The following is an 18678-nucleotide window of genomic DNA, read 5'->3' as shown; positions in this document are numbered from 1 at the left end:
TTTAAACGGAACACACTTCTTTGTGTCCAATCTCCGAATCAAATTGGAGACAACATGTCGGCTCGCACCTTAACGTACACATACATGTACTTGTTTTCGATTGTACTTGTTGTATGCGCAGTTTCTACTTCTCATGCGGAAGAAAAACTGCCCCCACCTCCGATGAATGATGCACCACCTCCACCGGATTTCGATCAACCAGCAAACGACTCTACTCCCCGGATCAACCGACTTATTGAGCGGATGGATGGGAAACTTGCACTTTCAGGCGAACAGAAAAGTCAAATAAAAAACATTCTGTTGAATGCCCGAAACGATCCATTGAAAGAGCGTGACAATCTTGGTATGAACAATCGGACGGATGGGCAGCAGCGGCCACGCGAATCAAAACGAGAAATGCGGAATGTAACACGGGATCGAATGGATCAAACTGTCCGTGCGATAGAAATGGTGCTCGATTCTGACCAGCAAAAGAAATTCAAGAAAATGCGTCATGAACTCAAAGAAATGTTATCAGAACGAGGACGACGACCCATCAAAGCGCAACCCGGAAATGATCCGATGAATCGAAAGTAACAACCAGAAGCGATTGTAATCGTAAAACGGCAGGTAACTCCTGCCGTTTTCCATTTACCAATAGGTTGTTCGAACAGTAATCTCGTTTTGTAGGACGCGGACCTGGCAAGCGGCACGTATTCGACACTTTGGATCGTCAATGCGCCATTTCAATCGTTCTGCCATCCGAACCTCGTCGGGCTCGATGGGTGATACATTCTCTATACCGTTCACAATTTCGATGGCGCAACGACCACAGACAGCATCGCCTTGACACGAGCTGGCGATTGGAATGTCGTTAGCTCTGAGAGCTTGAAAGAGGGTTGTTCCGCTATCAATCTCGATGCTTCGTTTTTTTTGTGGTAGATGAACCCGTGGCACGACACTCACCATAGTTTGAGTTTACTTACCAACTGCTTGGAATAAATCGGCGGAGTGGTTACCGACCTTCACGTCGCGATCGATGTGGACGATTTTGCCATCGCCACCAATGACAAACGTGTATCGCAACGTTCCCTCGATTTCCTTACCCATGAATTTCTTTTTACCGAAGGCACCAAAGGCTTTCATCACTTCGCGATTGGTGTCGCTAAGTAGTGGAAACGGCAGCGATTGGTCGTTTGTAAACTTTACGTGGCTCTTGTTGGAATCGGCACTAATCCCGAATACAAGCCATCCGCGCTTCTGGTACTCGCTCCAGTTATCGCGAATGTTACACGCTTCCTTTGTACAACCGGGCGTATTGTCCTTCGGATAGAAGTAAATTACCACAGTCTTTCCCAGTAATGATGACAGCTTCACCATCGAACCATCGGTAGCTTGTAGTTCAAAATCGGGTGCAATATCCCCTACTTGCAACATTTTTCCTCCAATTGTTTCCCACTCCGAATCGGGAGCAGCGATACTTGTTTGCACTAAAGAAAAAAGTAACGCAATCACTGTAATCAGGATTACTATTGAAAAATCCAATCTGCGACAAATCTCCACAGTAACTCCGTTACATAAGAACAAAATGAAAGTGACTCATTGCACACTTCCTGTCAACGTACTATGTTATACGAGAAGCCAAATCGGAAACCATGAGTATCGCAATTGAGAACCAAGAGTTGTTTCGCACGTTAACCGTGCACGACCGCCAGCTAATTGTTGCTGACGTGCGACACGATAATTATCATAGCGGCGACATAGTTTTTCCCAAGGTGAGTCCTCCCATGGCTTACATTGGTTGGTTTCGGGATCGATCAAAGCGGTTCGCTATCGTCCCGATGGAAAAGAAATCTTGATTCACCGCATCTCCCCTGGCGAAGTATTCGCTGAAGTACCTTCCTTGCTTGGCGCACAATACCCGGTGACCGCGATTGCGGAAACGAATTCGCAAGTGGCAACACTACCGCTTTCTAAATTGAAGATGATGATTGCCGCTCGTCCCGAATTGGCGTTGGCACTCCTCGCCGCGCTTGCCGATAAACTGCGGATGCTGGTGGCGAAAATTGAAGAGCGAACGGCTTTGAGTATGCCGGCACGAATCGCACACCGACTGTTGGAGTTGTCAAACAACCGATGGATAGGCGACACGGTCGAAATCGAGTTACATCAAACGAAACAGTCGTTAGCGCAAGAGTGCGGTACAGTCTCCGAAGTGCTCTCACGAACATTCGCCAGTTGGAAAAAGCAAAACTTGCTATCAGTGAATCGATCCAAACTCATTCTTCAAAGACGCTCCAAATGGGAACAGATTGCTTCCGACGAACTCAACTAACATTACTTCCATGACCAAACCAGTTCACATTTTATTTATCAGTGAGTATTGGCCGCCGGATCCGGGTGGTATGGCTGTTTATGCCGGGGAAATCGTTACTCGATTTGTAAAAATGGGGCATCAAGTAACGTTGGTTTTACCGGATCGAGGCGAACGAAATCCAGTTGGCAACGAGAATTTACAGGTATTGCTCTTCTCCGTACCTAAGGTGCATGCTTTAGGTCGACTTGCGATTCTACCTGTTTTATTCCGACAGATCGATTGGGTAGCAATCGATGTAGTAATCGATTTATCAGTGTTCCCCTATGCAGGTGTAACTGCTCTCTTCTGTAAGCACTACAAAAAGCCGCACTACATTGGTGCACATGGTAATGAAGTATCGCGCTTGTTCCCGGGGAACGGTTTGTCGCGGGTCTTCACACACTACTGTCTGTATGCATATCGCAATGCCACCGGTATAGCAGCAAACAGCCACTTCACAGCGAATCACTTTCGGCAGTGGCAAATCCCAATGGAAAGAATTCATGTGATACCCTGTGGCGTCAACACCGATTTTTTTACTCCCGCATCACCGTCTGAGCAAGAACTACGCGAGATTGGCGGAAGTGTAACCGGAGTTCGCCTTGTTTATGCTGCAATGTTAACCCGATTGAAGGGTCATGAGTTATTTCTTCAATCTCTTCCGCTGATTCAAAAAGAATTTCCCTCGGTTACAGTCGATTTCGCCGGAACGGGACCATTGGAGGCGGAGCTAAAACAACTTGCCAAAGAATTGAAAGTCGATAATCTTATACGTTGGCACGGGCAACTTCCACAATCGAAGCTGCGTACACTTTTTCGAGCAGCCAACCTCACCGTATTGGCAACCCGAAACGATCCGAAGTATTACGAAGGCTTTGGTTTGGTCATCGCGGAAGCAATGGCTTGCGGGTGTCCGGTAGCAGTGACGAATGTCGGCGGACAAACCGAGTTTGTCTCTGAGGACACTGGTATTCTCTTTGAGGCAGAAAATTCTCTTGACATCGCTACGAAAGTCATTCAACTATTGCAAAACCCCGAACAACTACAAGCGATGCGACAGCAAGCTCGGCAAACGATTCAGCAAGATTACACGTGGGATCACAGCGCTGAAAAATGGCAACGCCTGCTGTTAACAACTCAAGAAATTTTCTAATCTTGGCAAACTCTCCTTGCATTTTCTCCATAGTCGTGCTACCTTTAAAGCTATATTGATATACACTATTGTTTCTTATTGAGTTAGCCGTTTTTTCCTTGACAAATCCGGAAAACTTCCGTATCATTGAGTGACACCGTTCGATTCTTGCGAATCGTTCGGCTCTTTCGGTCTGACGATGGACCGCGTGGCGATGTCCCTCGACAATACGGCGCTTGGGTAGGACCCGGCCAGTCGAGGCGAATGAGCGACAACAACCCCCCATAGCGATGCTGTGGGGGTTTGCTTTTTGTAGACGCTTCGCAGTTCTTCATTGTGTTAGGTTTCGAGTTTGAATACATTGCAGGAAATAAGGAAGCTCCTATGCGACGCATCGATTACGCCAGTTTTGAAGAGTATGTCATCTGGTATTTGCAGCGCGACAGCTGGAAGCGCGGCCGCAACGACCCACCCCGGATTGAAGACATCGACTGGTGTCTCCGCGAAATGTACATGGAACACTCTCATCGAGTTCAACCGGCATTCGCCCTTGCGAAGTGGACGCGGGTGGTGTGCGACTCCTTGGAGATCGCCTGTAGCTGGCTCGCTCCACCGTTTAAGTGGTTGGAGGAAGAGGGTCTTTACAATGGTGTCGACCGTTCATTAGGGGCAATTGCTGATCAAGCGTTAGCGATGGATTTCTTCAACTCACCACGCATTGATGCCCCCCGTTCGAGTAGCATGTATGCCTATTACCGGATGCTGCAGGATGAGCAGTTACGGTTTTCCGGGGTGAACCGTATCGTCCTCTGGCAAGACACACAAGCGAATACAATCGAATTGTTTGATGGGATTGGCAGAGTATTGCCGATGGTGGTACTGGCAAAACAAGGCGGGCGGATGATTCCTATTGAGGCTTACTTAGGGGAAGTGTAATCAGAAATTGCTTAAGTACTTACCACTTCCATTTTTGCTTTGAATGTGACGATCCATCTTGACCAACTCGTTCATTCGGCGTCGAATCTTCTCTCTACTTTCAGCCGTGAGGTTATCAAGATCATCGTTCTCTAACTGTATTTTTTGTATCATCCGTTTGTAAAGATACCAGAACGCTTTTCGATACTGCTCCAAGTCGGTTGTATCGCATTGAAACGCAGCATCGATTAAGTTAGATATATTATCAAGAGCGATTCGGTCGGGTCGATTCGATCGAACAGCATTACTATAAAAGCTATCAGCCTTGCTAAACTCTCCCAGTTGTTGATATACCACACCTAAGTTATTCCATACTTTACCGTCGATCGTCTTATCGGCAAGACTATCGCGACTCTCAATTCTTATTCTTGTCACGTAGGACATCAAGAGCGTATCGGCTTCGTTAAATCGATTATTAGCGATGAGAATCGTTGAGTAATTCACTCGCGATAATTCATGAACTGGATTAACGCTCAACGCCTTACGGTAGCATGTAACTGCTTCGTTGTACCGGTGAAGACGCAGGTATGCGTTTCCTTTGGTGTACTCGTAATGTGCGGGATCAATCTTCGGTACACCAACTGGCAACCAAACTAAAACGACCGACATGACAATCGCAACTATATCAGATAAAGAATACCTCGAATGTTTATCGCTCAACCGCGCGAGTAAGATGGAGGCAAAGGGAATTAACAACACCGCGAACGGCAAACGGTAACGGGCAGTTATAAAAAAGGGAACATAGGAAAGCAGGAAGAGTAATCCACTGATGATCACGATTCGGTTTGTACAATTCTTAAACGCATGAATCATCGAAGCAAGACCAAGTGTCGCAAGTACTCCAAAGGCAAATTCGGTGAACAACCAGCGAGCGATTGGTCGTTCCTGCCAGAAGCGCTGCAAGTCCCGATTGTTCCCGATTTCAAAGTGATGGAAGAGATAACCAAGTTTTCGCAGTGTTACTTTGATGGCGGCTTGGGGATGCTCACGCCAAAATTCGATGCCTTTACGATAGTACGCACGGTCAGCTTCGGCGTCGGTTTTTGCCTCAAGGAATGCTTTCGCATCATCCCAAGTCCAATCGTACCCTAGTTGCGGATGAACGGCATAAGCGCCATCGGCAATCGGATTGTTCCCAAGATAGAAGTTCACTCCTCCCTGTGTTGCAATCGGAACGAATTGCTTTGCCTCGATCCAATTGGCAAGGGTGATCGGTAGTATGGGAACTAACCATAGGGTACCGACGAGGATACTACTCCGTAATCCGAGCTGTAACCGATTGCGAAAAATGAAATAGAATAGAACCAGAAGCAGCACGAGACCATTCACTTGCGTAATGGCGAGCAGTCCGATTCCTACCGAAGCGCAAAGCAACGATCGAGCTTTCCCATGCAAATCAAACACGATAAAATTGTAAACAACACCGAGAAATAGCGGAACAATCAGTACGGGAAGTTGGAATTCGATTTGATAGGTAAACAGCGGAGCATAGATTGCCGCAATCCAAGCGGCAATGCGAGCGGAACACAGCGAATGTAAACGGGCGGCAATGGCAGCAATCAATACGATAGAAACAAGACTCAGAACAACCTGCACCCATGCGAGCAGCAGTTGAGTACAACCGAGCCATGAGAGGAGACCGAGGAAGAAGGGATAGAGGGGAGCCCGGAAGAATGGGTGCCCGGGCTCAGGAAAGAAAATGCCGTGGGAGATTTTCTCCGCCCAATCGAGATGATAGAGCGCATCAACCGAAGGGGATAGAAACAGTACCGAAGAGGAATACTCGTACAGATACAAACCGCGGATGACGAAACCAACTGCAACCGGCAACCAAATTGCCGCAAACAGCTTCTTCCAGTTCCAAGAATCCAGTTCGTCCATCGTCACTTCGACGGTACGGTTTCGAGTATCTTCGCTAATAATCCGTCAAAGTCAATGCCAACCGCCGCCGCCGCTTTTGGTACTAACGAGAGATTGGTCATTCCGGGCAGCGTATTCAGTTCCAAACAGTAAAGTAAGCCATCAGGTGACAACCGGAAGTCTGATCTGCCAAACCCGCGCGCCATCAAGCTTTGCCATACTGCTTTCCCCAAATCCTGTGCTCGTAAAAAGACATTCTCATCGATGGGGGCTGGAACGAGATACTCGGTATTACCAGCGGTGTATTTCGATTTATAATCGTAGAAACCGCTCTTAGGACAAATCTCCACGACCGGCAATACTTGATCCCCAACAACTGCAACGGTTAGCTCACGACCTTCGATGTATTTTTCGATTAGGATATCGTCGTTAAGTTTCCGCACCGCTTCAATGGCGTCGGGCAACTCAGCGATCGAATTGATGATACTCATACCAACGGTAGAACCGCCGCAATTCGGTTTGACAACGCAAGGATATCCAATTCTCTCATCAATTTCACTGGATATTTCTGCAAGCGGAGTGTTGTCGTAACGGGAAAAGTATATCCACGCCGGTGTCGGGATGTTACAGACCCGGAAAAGCCGCTTCGATACTGCTTTATCCATGGCAAGTTTACAAGTAATCGAAGAAGAGCCGGTAAAGGGGATACCTGCCCACTCGAGCAATCCTTGCAAAGTACCGTCTTCTCCGATACCGCCATGCAGAATCGGAAAGACCACATCTGGAGCTAACGAGGCAATCGTTTCGAGCAACCGTCCAATGCGTTGCGGGGTCGGTCGCGGCAGTTGCGATAAATCTTCCGGCGGCGTTTCCCCAACTGGCCCGGTTAACAGTGGACGGTCGGCGGCAGCCCATTCATCGGGGAAGACGGGATCCAATTTGTATACCGTGTGTCCTAACCGCTGCAGACCCGCAGCGACGGCTTCCCCGGAAGCGAGCGATACGCGGCGCTCCGTCGATTCACCACCCATTAAAACAACAATACGCATGATTCTCTCCTCAACTTCCGATAGGGTCAATTGAGTTTTTGTAACAGTTGTAGGACTCGTTCTCTACCAAGGTAATTACAAATCCGGATTAACTCCGGACCGTGTTCGCGTCCAGTTATTTTTCGCCGCAACGACATCCAGAGCTCTTTACCTTTGAGTCCGGTCGCTTTCGATAATCCTTTGAGCCAGAGCGATAAATCTTCCGTCTCGAGAAGAGATGAAACAAATCCTTCCGGAAGGGGATCGCTTTGCTCGCGGGGAAGGACCCCCGATTTTAAATCGATCCAATATTTCATCTCGGATGTAATGTCGTGAAACGAATTCGCTTCTTCTTTCGCAAATCCGAAAGCGACACCTTCGCTATCGAAGGGCAGCAGCTCCGCTAATGGCTGCCATTGTTGCGCTAACTGTTCCACCGACAATTTCGTAAACGCTTCGCGAGTGAAGTGTTGGAACGAGGTGTCGGAAAACATCGTCGAATGAGTCGAGAGCGCAGACAACTCAAACCGTTCTACCATTTGTTCAAGCGATAACAATTCATTAGTCTGGGGATCCCAACCGAGTCGAGCAATCACATTTAGCAAGGCTTCGCGGGGAATCCCTGCCTGTAGCCATTCAGCAACAGTTGCCCCACCGGTGCGTTTCGAGAGTTTCTTACCTTCGGCGTCAACCAATAAACCAGTGTGGTAGTAGCGGGGTTGCGAATAACCGAGTTGCTCAGCAATCACTTTGTGAATCGGTAACGATGGGAGCCACTCCTCCCCACGCAACACATCGGAAATCTTCATAGCATAATCGTCGACAATCGTTGCAATGTGGTAAGTTGGCCAACCATCGGACTTGATTAAAATCGTGTCGTCGGTAGAACCGGGCTGAAAGCGGACATCACCACGTAACTCATCGTGAACGACAACTTCCTTGTCCGGCATTGCAATCCGGATTGTAAACGGTTCGGTCAACGCTCGGCGATCCGATTCCACTTTGGTAAGTGAGCGGCAATGCCGGTCATAGCGGGGCGGCAGTTTCTGAGCGCGACGGGCTGCCTGCATTGCATCGATTCGCTCAGTCGTACAAAAACAGCGATAACATGCGCCGCTGGCAAGTAAGCGGTCAGCTGCCTCCCGATACATCGCAAATCGATCCGATTGGCGATAGGGGGCGTATGGACCACCAATTTGGGGCGATTCATCGGGCGTTAGTCCAAAGTCGCTTAGAAAAGCTACAATGCGTTCCTCAGCACCGTCCACAAAACGGGTACGGTCGGTATCGTCAATCCGCAAGACAAAAGCGCCATTTTGTTTACGTGCCCAGAGCCAATCGTAAAGAGCAGTTCGCAGTCCGCCGATATGTAATTCACCGGTGGGAGAGGGGGCAAAACGGACACGAACGCTCACTTCGACTCCTTCGTTCTTTTATATACGCGATAAATGTAAATAGTGAGAAATGTTAGACCAATCGTTGTGATTAACACCGGAATCCAACCAATTCTACCAATGGTTGCTTGGGCGCCGTGGATCATCTCATCGATCGATTGTACCGAATGCCCTACCGAATAACCTAAAATAAAAAGGATCAGATTGTAAAGCGCAGTACTGATACTCGACAGCACGATAAAAGGCAATATCGGATAGTCGGCTATCGCGGAAATCAGCGCGACCATCGAACGCACACCCGTGATAAAGCGATTTCCGAGAATTAACCAACCGCCATATTTTTCGAACATCGCATGAACCCGTAACCGCTCGGAATCGGGGAAGAAGCGCTTCACAGCCGGCCGCTCCAGCAGATGTACTAAAGAGCGCAGAATTAAAAAGAAGCAAAGGTAACCAAGCGTACCACCAAGTATCGACCAACTATACGCCGGCAAAAACTCTAATCTACCTTGGCGCACGTAAATCGCACTGAAGACTAACAGCACATCACCGGGAAACGGGAAGAAGATATTCTCGATGAAGGCGATACTGCCGATTGCCGCGTAAATCCACCAAGTGTGAATCCCGTCCAGCCACAAAGCGACATGATACAAAAACTGCTCAATCACGCACAGCTCTCCGAAGCGTAGCAATCGCCATCGCGGCTGCGCCTTCTTTTCTGCCGACAAATCCGAGTCGTTCGTTTGTGGTCGCTTTTACCGATATCTGTTCAACTTTCAAGTCAAATGAAAAAGCGATATTCGCTATCATCTCGGCGGCGAACGGCATTACTTTTGGTGTTTCCATGATCAGTGTTGCATCGATATTCGTGATGGAGTAACCTGTTTCGGCTATCAACTCAGCAACTCGTTTCAATAAAATGAGACTCGAGATACCTTTCCATGCGGGGTCGGTATCGGGAAAGTGAACGCCGATATCGCCTAAGGCGGCAGCGCCTAACACCGCGTCGGCAATCGCATGACACAACACATCGGCATCACTGTGTCCTAACAACCCTACGGAAGCAGGTATCGTAACGCCGCCTAACACCAACGCTCGACCGGAAGCGAATTGGTGGACGTCGTAACCAATGCCGGTGCGGATTTCCATGTTAGGGCTTCCTGTTAGCAATTGTTCGATCCGAGTGAAATCTTCCGTGGTCGTGATTTTTTCGTTACGAGCGGAACCTGCTACCCATTTTACACGACCGGGTTCCATCGCTTCGATTAACTGAATTTCATCGGTAACCGATTGGATGTTCTCCGGCGAAACGGCGATGGCTTTTCGCAGCAGATCAAGTTTAAAACCTTGCGGTGTTTGCGCTAACGCCAATTCGGAACGATCTAACGTATCTGTGACATAGTCACCGGAAATTCGCTTCACCGTGGCAGCAACAGGCGTTACCGGTAACGCCGCACCACATTGCAGTGCAGCGTCGGCAACGGTTTCTATTAGTTGCGTTGTAACTCCGGGACGAGCAGCGTCGTGAATTAATACGAGTTGCGTACCGTCATGAAGCGCTGACAATGCGTTTGATACCGATTGAAATCGAGTCGCTCCGCCAGCTACTACTGCCGACAACTTCGGTTGGTAGCGTTTCCATCGCTCATGACAAACAGCGAGCCAATCAGTGGGAACAACGACAACAATATGTTCGATAACTTCCGAGCGATAGAATTGTTCGAGCGACCATTCGATCACCCAGCGATTGCCAAGCGTGAGAAACTGCTTCGGCGTTTCACTGCCGAACCGGTTACCGGAACCACCAGCAACGATGATTCCCCCGATGGATTTATACGAAGAGGCAACCGTCGCCATAGCTATAGAACCGGTATCTTTCCTGTATCGCGGTACGATAAATCGCTAATGCTTGTTCCCGCCCTAACAACGCACAAATCAAAATAAACAGACTCGATTTCGGAAGATGAAAGTTTGTAATCATACCATCAACAAACCGGAAGCGATGTCCCGGTAAGATATACAAATCGCACCAATTCCGAAATTCATCCAACGTCTCATTTTGCGCTAACATTTCCAGAGTTCGGGTAACTGTTGTTCCGATAGCAATAACCCGCCGTCCGTCTTGTTTTGCCCGGCGAATGGTAGTCACCGCTGCTGGCTCGACTTGTACCCATTCGGGATGAATGCGATGGTCGCGAATGTTCTCGACGCGAACCGGTTGAAACGTCCCTAATCCGACATGGAGCGTTATTTCAGCAAACTCGATACCACGGGTTCGGAGTCGATTCATTAGCTCCGGGGTGAAATGCAAACCGGCGGTCGGCGCAGCAACCGAACCTTCGCTCTGTGAATACACCGTTTGGTAACGTTCCCGGTCGGCGGCGATGACATTCCGCTCGATATAGGGCGGCAGCGGCATTTCCCCGACCCGAGTAAGCCACGACAGGAATGTCTCCGATTCGTCGGCTAACCGTATTCTAACTATACGTTCTCCATCGTCGAAGCGTTTCAACACCTCCATATTCGCGCCAAACGGCAAATCTATCTGGTCACCGACGCGCAGCCGTTTCGACGGTTTCGCGAGGACTTTCCACTCGACTTCCCCTTGCGACAGTAAATTGCTGCGATAGAAATCGGTCTCGCCCAATGTCGCTATCGGTTCGGCTAACAGGATTTCAAGGTTACCGCCGCCACGACTGTGGGTATGTATACGGGCGGGAATGACGCGGCTATTGTTATAGACCAGCAAATCACCTGGCTGAAGCAATTCGGGCAAATCGGTGAAATGGTGATGTTGAATAACGCCCTTTGCACGGTTTGCGTACAATAACCGGGAGGAATCGCGCGGTTCGGCAGCCTGTTGAGCGATTAGTTCGGGAGGAAGATCGAAGGAGTAGTTCTCGAGATTATCTTCCGGCGCGATCGATTTGCCTTCGGAAGAGAGTGTCAAAGCAACGACTCCTGTGATCCGGTGTATTTCAGACCGAGGTGTTGATATGCACGGCGGGTAACAACTCTCCCGCGAGGGGTGCGGGCAAGAAACCCTTCCTGAATCAGAAACGGTTCGTAGACTTCTTCGATAGTGCCAGGGTCTTCTCCCACTGCGACTGCGATTGTCGTTAATCCGGTCGGACCCCCACCGAATTTCTGAATCAGCGAATTGAGGATTCGTTTATCCATTTCATCGAGACCAGCTTCGTCAATTTCTAATCGATGCAAGGAAGATTTCGCCAATTGGATATCGATGCTGCCATTCCCTTCAACTTGGGCAAAGTCGCGTAGCCTCCGTAATAATCGGTTTGCGATCCGCGGCGTACCGCGGGAACGTGACGCGATTTCGGTGGCGGCGCTCTTATCGACCGGAATGTTCAGCAGGCGGGCGCTGCGATGCACGATACGCGCCAATTCATCGGCATGGTAATAATCAAGCCGGGCGGTAACTCCGAATCGGGCGCGGAGCGGCGCAGTAAGCAATCCAGCGCGAGTCGTTGCGCCGATTAATGTGAATGGCGGTAAGTTCAACTGAATTGTGCGAGCAGCCGGACCTTTGTCGATAATGATATCGATGCGAAACTCTTCTAACGCCGGGTAGAGGTATTCCTCGACGACGGGGTTCAAACGGTGAATTTCGTCAATAAAGAGGATTGAACGGGGAGCAAGCGATGTCAGAATACCGGCTAAATCGGCGGGACGCTCCAACGTCGGACCAGAGGTCGCTCGGAAATCGACTTCCAACTCGTTGGCGACTATAGTCGCCAGGGTCGTCTTGCCTAAACCGGGAGGCCCACTAAAGAGCGTGTGATCCAATGGCTCACCACGCCCTTTTGCCGCTTGAATGAATACCGAAAGATTTTCTTTGAGTTTCGATTGTCCGACGAAATCCGCCAATTTGGTCGGGCGGAGCTGGATGTCCCACTGGACATCGTCGGGCAGATTCGACAAGGCGGGATTCATGCGCGGGGGGATCGGGTCAGCCATTGCTTAACGCTTTTTGAACAACTTCGGAGATTGGTAAATCGGGATGCGCCTGCAATACTCGCGTTACATTTTTCTCGGCGGTGGCGCGAACGATTCCTAACGCCTCCAGCGCTAATACCGCATCCTGAAAGATACTGGCGGCTTGTGGCTGGAGGTTGGTGGGAGCGACTGGCGCACTTCCGCCCACTACCGACCGAAGCTCCATGGCTATCCGCTGCGCCAGTTTTTCCCCGACCCCGGAGATGCTTTTTAGTCGCTTGACATCGCCGTGCAATACCGCTTCACGGAAATCGCCGATCCGGATTCCTGATAAAATACTGATGGCTAACTTAGGACCGATCCCCGGTAATTGAATCAACCGAAGAAACCAAACCCGCTCATCTTCCGATGCGAATCCAAACAATGCGAGCTGATCCTCTCGGACATGTAAGTAACAATAGAGCGTCGCCTTCGCGCCAATCGATGGGAGGCGGTCGAATGTCGATAATGGCACCGTCAGGGAAAAGCCGATGCCGCCCACATCGAGTACGATTTGGGCAGGGTCGCGGACAGCAATGATTCCTGTGAGGCGGTCGTACATATCTTGAAAAGATAGGGGGTATTGGGTTACGAAACAAAAGCGGAGCGGTGGTAAAAAAACACCTTCACCCGCCGCTCCTAAAGCATTGAAAAGTGGTGTTTACCAACCCATCTGCTCGCGATGCTTTACTATATGAGCAATGTGATGCTTGCCATGCCATGCATACAATCCAACCAATCGATGGAGTGGAACGTTTTTCATTTCCGGGTGTAGATACTCCCGTTGCCATTGCTCTTGGGTTAGTGAACGCAACAGCGACACCCAGCGTCGGTGGAGCGCATCCAGCAGATCAAGTGACATATCAATATCATCCGTGCTATCAGACAATTCCGCCCAAAGCGCTTCTTCGTATGTCTTGACCAGTGGGCGTTCTTCGGTTAATGCTAACTTACATCGAACATAAGCATTGAGATGGCTGTCGGGTAGATGATGGACAACCTGACGAAGGGTCCATCCTCCCTCGCGATAGCAGGAATTCAATTGCTCTGCGTTTAATCCGCGAACGGCGCTCCGTAACTCCTCAGGCGCTTTTGCAAGTTCCTCAATCCACTGAGAACGCTCATCGAGAGTCGTTGTTCCCGTCATTGTGAACTTGCCGATAGGATATCGAATATCTGTCACAAAAATCTCCTATTACTTCATGAGAATCATTTTTTTCGAAACTGTTCGGGACTCGGTTGCCATCCGGTAGAAATAGACGCCAGCAGCATGGTTTTCGCCATTCCACTGCACACGATGCCGCCCAACCGGTAATACCCGGTTTACTAAGGTGGTTATCAATCTCCCCTCGGTGTTAAATACATCCAATCTAACCGAGGCAGCTTTATCGACACGGAATTGAATTTCTGTAGTCGGGTTGAATGGATTCGGGAAATTCTGCGCTAACTGCCACTCCTTGGGAAATACAGAAAGGTCATTAACCCCATTGAACACCACATACATGGAAACAGGTACTATGTATGGGGAATGGGGAGAGTTTCCGGTCAGGGTTATTTGGCCATTCAGAACATCTTCCGACTGGTAGCCATTTCGAGTATCGAACAGCATTGTGAAACTGCGAGATGAATTCGGTGGAATCGAAAAGGTCGTTTGACTTACAGTCGCCCATGGCTGTTGGGTAGAGAATCGAATCGCGTTTTGCGATAGAACCGTGTCAGCATGAAATAGGGTTGCCGCAAAAGTATGATCGGTACTTTGAATTCCAACAGTACTGGTGTAGGTATTAGTTAGCAGGGTGTCGTATTGATAAATAACCGAGCCATCTCCCTGCAGAATTAACTGAAAAGTGAGTCGTGAGTTCGGTTCACTGACTTTACTGACATTACGCCAAGTAAAAGTGGCACGCTGGTTAACGCTATCGAGCAGATATCGTGTATTGCCCTCCGGCACCGAGTAATAATCCCACAACACAGCAAACATCGCTCCTAACTGGTTGAAGGGCATCAATTGATTGTTGTGAGTTGCACTCTCATTGGGATCGTCCAATGTTACCCAACCATTGGTACACATCCATGCAAAGCGATGATTAGTACCGAAATAAGGAAAGTCAAATGGTAATCGAATGGGATCAGTAGTAATATCGGTACTCCAGGGACCCCAACTTCCGGAATTTGTATTTATCCAGGAATAGGTTGGTCCACCAGGCTCACCGGCATTTAACCAACCATAGCCGTCGCGCCCTAAATCTGGAGTTAATACGCCATCATACTGGGAACCACCCGTGTTTGAAATTGTTATAGGAATCCGCAATGTGTCGTTTAACATTACTTGTTGGGCAATCGGGTTCGGCGCAATCGAGATAACCGGTAATGTTGCAATCGTGAAATTCGTGTCGCTGATATCGGAAACATTGACACTATCATTGGATGTGATGCGAATTCGACAGGTAGTTGAGGTTGGTGATGTAACAGTCCAATTCACACCATTTGCATCCATGCTAGTACTGGCAAACAAAGTTTGCCAGGTTCCCCATGGATAGTTCCGATTGAGTTCTACTCTTGCCGTACCGGCAAGTAATGCATGATTCCAAGATATCCGGTACTCGGTTCCCAGTGGCAGTATTTCTCCCCCATTCGGAGTGACAACTCGAATTCCCGATTCAGGAGCTATAAAACTGATATCGCCTCTTACGGTATCGCCTTCAGAACCATTTCGCGCCATCACGCGAAAGCGAGCATTCATCGTGGCAGCGCCAGTAACTGTCCATGATTCGGTACCATCATTGGCAGTACTATCGAATAGCGTTTCCCAAGTACCTGAAGGGTAGTTTCGATTTAGTTGAATACGTACCGCTTGCAATGACGACCTACCACTCCATCGAAAAGTTGTTGATAAAGAGATTGGCAATTCTGAACCAGCAATTGGAGAAATCCAATGTAATAGCGTATCGGGAGCGGCTGTTGTGATGTAAATGGTACGATTTGCCTGTTCGCTATTCACGAAGGGTGAGCTGCCAGCCGTGTAACGATTGTAATAGCTGTACTCGAGCGCGCTCCGGTAGTTGCCATCGCTAATACCAATCGTACAAAAACCCGGTTCCAATGGCGAATCATCGGCATTGTAAAATGCTTTGTATTGGAAGCAGAGTGGCGCGTCACCGGTTGGAGTGGGGTAATACTCAGGATCAAAAATAATCAGTTGAAACTCATTCCTGAGATCAGCATTTACCAAAGTAACAGCATTCCAAGTAACGATATAGCGGTGGTTACTTACATCATACCAAGTATACACACCTTCGGTCGTTTGTGGCTCAAAAAACAACTCATCCCACATTGGAGCAACTAAATTCGTGGGGCCATCCTGCGACGGTAAATGATAATTCCGGAAGTTATCATAGAATGGTTGTGCACCGAATGCGAGCCACCCATTCGAACAAATCGTTGCTGAATCGAATAGCGAACCGTAGTATTTCGTAACGAATGGCAATGATACTACCGTTGAGGTATCACGGTTGTAACCAGTGTCCGGTATTGCCAACAACGTACCACTCCCACCGCGACTGGGCATAATCTCCACCCACTGGTATGCTCGGCGATGCGGATAGTTTACATCCGTGTTATCGTACATCCGGTAACCGTATTCATCGGGGCCGGTGGGATCGGTTGTTGCCCGAGTTCCAATGGATCGGGTAAAACTTACATCTTCAAGGATAGATCCATTTACAGCGTGAAGCGTAAATGTAACTTGCGTACCGGGAACGATTACCCGACTGGGAGTCGCCGTCCAAGAATCGGAGTAGTTTGCAACTACCGTCGATAACGGCAGTGAAGAAAACTGCGCTGACGCATCTGATATCGTAATCAAGGAAGTATTGCACGATAAGGTCACTGTGGTTGGCGTCGTAAGTGCGAGTCCTCCGTTGTTTTGTAACTGTACCGCTAACTGCCCGGTGACACCGGGACTCCATACCGTTTGACCAATAACCGAATCGCTAACAACATGCAGCAATATCGATCGTACTGGTACTCGCAACGCCCCTCCGATACCCGGTAACAAAAAAGTCACCGTATCGGCTTGCCGCAGTGTTGTGTGAAACTGTATGCGATAGGGTATCGTCGAGACGCCGGTTACACCTGAAGCTATTGGTAGCCAACCGGTCGAATCGTTGATGATAGTCGTACGGTCATCTGTTGTAGTAATTCGCGAACGCAGATTCGATAAAGTAGTGGACGTATTGTTTTGCAGTGTTACCGCAATATCGATAATCTCACCGGGATTCACTGCTCCATTACCATTGCCAACCGTTCCGCCAGTACCATCGTCATCGATGATGAAACTTGCAATGGTAGGACGAGCGGTTGCTGCGACAACTTGTACGGTGTCTACGGCCGGAATCGCATTACTTCCGGCACGGGTATCGGTTGCGATGATGTAAAGGGAACCGGTTGTCAAATTCGTTAAGGGAAGATTCGCTATCCCAAACTCATTGGTTCTCACTCGCGAGTAGGTTTCGGTTGTAATCGTACCACTCTGTTTCCACGCCGTAACCCATGCTGATGGCAACAATGTGCCCCAAGGATCACGCACTGTCACCGTGAGATTATTCTGTGATAACTCAACTTCATCACTGGTTGTCAGTTGTAACGGATGCGGTACGCCAGTCCAAACATTGGCAGTTACGTCTCCCATTATGTTATTCCAATATGAGAAATTGGTAACACCCGTTGGTTGATCAAGCCAGAGATTTCGCCACAAATGGTATTTACCATTCAGATACATGACACCGGGTTGACGTGCCCCATTGATTCCCACCGCTTGAAAAGTACCACAAGCGACGATATTGTTCGTTGCCGGGTGTGTAGTATACAACTCAGTGGACATCGCCGCTAATGCACCTCGCGGTGTTGCTGCCGAGCCCAACCGGATCAGTTGCTCATGAACACCCATCGTAGTGCCATACCAGTCACCACTACCGCATGTCAAGTTTAGTGCAACAAACGGTTTGTTGACATTATTGATGCTGCTAACATCGGCAGGCATAATTTCCGCGATCCACGATGGACGATGTGCCCAGAACGTTGCGCCACCATTCAAACGCTGGTTAATGAGTGAAGCACTCACATTGCCGATGTGTTCGTCATAAGGAACATCCGATAAACCTGCCCGATGCATCATCGCGACACAGAAATGAATCGACGCTTGGTTAGAGAGGACATCGTGTGAAATTCCAGCATACCCCCAACCACGGGAAAACCACGTCGTATCGGTTACTAATGGCGACCTTTCATAATTGATTGTGCGGTTGATCATCGTCTGCAATTCTGCGAGTGAGCTCATCGAGAGTCTTCCTAAAGCAACATCGGCAAGGATATCGTTGCCAACGATTTGCATATAGGGGTGATCGGTATAGCATTCATCGATGTAATAAGTCGGCAACTCAAATTGCGTTGTCCCTGAGCCCCCGTCACCAACCAACAGCACCGACTCTAAAGGGGGATTCCAAGTGTTGTAGGCGTTGTTAATGACCGCTTGCACGTCGGCGGTTGTTGTTCCAGTACCGTTTGGTGCAAGGATTTGTACCGGTTGTCCGCGACGGGTTTTCCATTGGGTGAAGGTGTTTAACACGGTTCGGAGTTGGGTAACGTTTCTTGCGACAATTAGAATTTGTCCGGGGGCAGACGCTTCCGCCTCAGCAACTAAATCCTCCGCTCCGATGATGTTGCGATATAGCGCGGCAAAACTTGGCACCGGGCGAGCAGGTACCGTGATTTCATTTTGACTCGGTTCATTTGTCGGTGAAATCTCTAATTCGATTTCATCATAAATGCGAAGAGTTCTGGTAACAGGGTTATACTGGATTGGATGTGCACCAACCAACATGATTCGAGCGTCGCGAAGTATTGAAGGTTCCGAAATGGTGTACAGCTCGCTGGGATACACTCATTCCGGGAGTAAAT

17 protein-coding genes are annotated in these 18678 nt (G+C 48.9%); 5 read left to right on the top strand and 12 right to left on the bottom strand.

Annotated elements, in window-relative coordinates; genetic code table 11:
• Positions 1-54: 54 nt before the first annotated feature.
• Positions 55-576, top strand: a complete 522-nt coding sequence (locus OEM52_04150) for a hypothetical protein (GenBank protein MDK9699328.1) — start codon at positions 55-57, stop codon at positions 574-576.
• A 54-nt stretch (positions 577-630) separates the two neighbouring features.
• On the opposite strand, the gene OEM52_04145 is transcribed toward OEM52_04150, so the two are convergent.
• A complete protein-coding gene (locus OEM52_04145) occupies positions 631-936 on the bottom strand; it encodes a (2Fe-2S)-binding protein (protein MDK9699327.1) in 306 nt (101 codons plus the stop codon).
• 21 nt (positions 937-957) lie between these two features.
• Positions 958-1416, bottom strand: a complete 459-nt coding sequence (gene bcp / locus OEM52_04140; GenBank protein MDK9699326.1) for a thioredoxin-dependent thiol peroxidase — start codon at positions 1414-1416, stop codon at positions 958-960.
• 218 nt (positions 1417-1634) lie between these two features.
• Here bcp and OEM52_04135 point away from each other — a divergent pair, with 218 nt between their 5' ends.
• The 4 genes from OEM52_04135 to OEM52_04120 all read left to right on the top strand — a co-directional run bounded on the left by OEM52_04135 (position 1635) and on the right by OEM52_04120 (position 4403).
• The gene (locus OEM52_04135) at positions 1635-1838 is read left to right on the top strand and encodes a hypothetical protein (protein ID MDK9699325.1); all 204 of its coding nucleotides are present in this window, start codon (positions 1635-1637) and stop codon (positions 1836-1838) included.
• Positions 1781-2314 (top strand): Crp/Fnr family transcriptional regulator, encoded by a 534-nt coding sequence (locus tag OEM52_04130; GenBank protein MDK9699324.1) that lies wholly within the window; start codon positions 1781-1783, stop codon positions 2312-2314. The genes OEM52_04135 and OEM52_04130 overlap by 58 nt, the downstream gene beginning before the upstream one ends.
• A 10-nt stretch (positions 2315-2324) precedes the next feature.
• Complete coding sequence (locus OEM52_04125; protein ID MDK9699323.1) at positions 2325-3488, top strand: glycosyltransferase family 4 protein; 1164 nt, start codon at positions 2325-2327, stop codon at positions 3486-3488.
• 363 nt (positions 3489-3851) lie between these two features.
• Positions 3852-4403 carry a hypothetical protein gene (locus tag OEM52_04120; GenBank protein ID MDK9699322.1) on the top strand — a complete coding sequence of 184 codons (552 nt, stop codon included), beginning with the start codon at positions 3852-3854 and terminating at the stop codon, positions 4401-4403.
• Here the strand turns inward: OEM52_04120 and OEM52_04115 are convergent, their stop codons facing one another.
• The 10 genes from OEM52_04115 to OEM52_04070 form a co-directional block, all read right to left on the bottom strand.
• Entirely contained in the window at positions 4404-6323 is a 1920-nt protein-coding gene (locus tag OEM52_04115; protein MDK9699321.1) for a tetratricopeptide repeat protein, read from the bottom strand. It abuts the gene before it with no gap.
• A 2-nt stretch (positions 6324-6325) separates the two neighbouring features.
• Positions 6326-7351: a D-alanine--D-alanine ligase gene (locus OEM52_04110; GenBank protein ID MDK9699320.1), complete on the bottom strand. Its 1026-nt coding sequence runs from the start codon at positions 7349-7351 to the stop codon at positions 6326-6328.
• Positions 7352-7377: 26 nt separating this feature from the next.
• Positions 7378-8745, bottom strand: coding sequence for a glutamate--tRNA ligase (gltX, locus tag OEM52_04105; GenBank protein ID MDK9699319.1), 1368 nt, complete (start codon positions 8743-8745; stop codon positions 7378-7380).
• Positions 8742-9392, bottom strand: a complete 651-nt coding sequence (locus OEM52_04100; GenBank protein ID MDK9699318.1) for a DedA family protein — start codon at positions 9390-9392, stop codon at positions 8742-8744. The genes gltX and OEM52_04100 overlap by 4 nt, the downstream gene beginning before the upstream one ends.
• Positions 9385-10581, bottom strand: coding sequence for a 2-C-methyl-D-erythritol 4-phosphate cytidylyltransferase (gene ispD / locus OEM52_04095; GenBank protein MDK9699317.1), 1197 nt, complete (start codon positions 10579-10581; stop codon positions 9385-9387). The genes OEM52_04100 and ispD overlap by 8 nt, the downstream gene beginning before the upstream one ends.
• Entirely contained in the window at positions 10556-11674 is a 1119-nt protein-coding gene (queA, locus tag OEM52_04090; GenBank protein MDK9699316.1) for a tRNA preQ1(34) S-adenosylmethionine ribosyltransferase-isomerase QueA, read from the bottom strand. Before queA ends, ispD begins: the two co-directional genes overlap by 26 nt.
• A complete protein-coding gene (ruvB, locus tag OEM52_04085) occupies positions 11671-12678 on the bottom strand; it encodes a Holliday junction branch migration DNA helicase RuvB (GenBank protein ID MDK9699315.1) in 1008 nt (335 codons plus the stop codon). The genes queA and ruvB overlap by 4 nt, the downstream gene beginning before the upstream one ends.
• Positions 12679-12694: 16 nt before the next feature.
• Positions 12695-13282, bottom strand: coding sequence for a Holliday junction branch migration protein RuvA (gene ruvA / locus OEM52_04080; protein ID MDK9699314.1), 588 nt, complete (start codon positions 13280-13282; stop codon positions 12695-12697).
• A gap of 99 nt (positions 13283-13381) precedes the next feature.
• Positions 13382-13903, bottom strand: coding sequence for a putative metal-dependent hydrolase (locus tag OEM52_04075; GenBank protein ID MDK9699313.1), 522 nt, complete (start codon positions 13901-13903; stop codon positions 13382-13384).
• A 12-nt stretch (positions 13904-13915) separates the two neighbouring features.
• Entirely contained in the window at positions 13916-18661 is a 4746-nt protein-coding gene (locus OEM52_04070) for a C25 family cysteine peptidase (protein MDK9699312.1), read from the bottom strand.
• Positions 18662-18678: the final 17 nt, after the last annotated feature.

The sequence above is a fragment of the bacterium genome, from assembly GCA_030247525.1.
GTDB lineage: Bacteria > Electryoneota > JAOADG01 > JAOADG01 > JAOADG01 > JAOTSC01.
This window is presented reverse-complemented; position numbering and strand designations above follow the sequence as displayed.

Excerpts from the sequence above, each read along its gene's own strand:
- bcp (MDK9699326.1), bottom strand. The coding sequence starts at position 1,416 with ATGTTGCAAGTAGGGGATATTGCACCCGATTTTGAACTACAAGCTACC.
- OEM52_04110 (MDK9699320.1), bottom strand. The coding sequence starts at position 7,351 with ATGCGTATTGTTGTTTTAATGGGTGGTGAATCGACGGAGCGCCGCGTA.
- OEM52_04115 (MDK9699321.1), bottom strand. The coding sequence starts at position 6,323 with ATGGACGAACTGGATTCTTGGAACTGGAAGAAGCTGTTTGCGGCAATT.
- OEM52_04135 (MDK9699325.1), top strand. The coding sequence starts at position 1,635 with ATGAGTATCGCAATTGAGAACCAAGAGTTGTTTCGCACGTTAACCGTG.
- ruvB (MDK9699315.1), bottom strand. The coding sequence starts at position 12,678 with ATGAATCCCGCCTTGTCGAATCTGCCCGACGATGTCCAGTGGGACATC.
- ruvA (MDK9699314.1), bottom strand. The coding sequence starts at position 13,282 with ATGTACGACCGCCTCACAGGAATCATTGCTGTCCGCGACCCTGCCCAA.
- OEM52_04120 (MDK9699322.1), top strand. The coding sequence starts at position 3,852 with ATGCGACGCATCGATTACGCCAGTTTTGAAGAGTATGTCATCTGGTAT.
- OEM52_04150 (MDK9699328.1), top strand. The coding sequence starts at position 55 with ATGTCGGCTCGCACCTTAACGTACACATACATGTACTTGTTTTCGATT.
- ispD (MDK9699317.1), bottom strand. The coding sequence starts at position 10,581 with ATGGCGACGGTTGCCTCTTCGTATAAATCCATCGGGGGAATCATCGTT.
- OEM52_04125 (MDK9699323.1), top strand. The coding sequence starts at position 2,325 with ATGACCAAACCAGTTCACATTTTATTTATCAGTGAGTATTGGCCGCCG.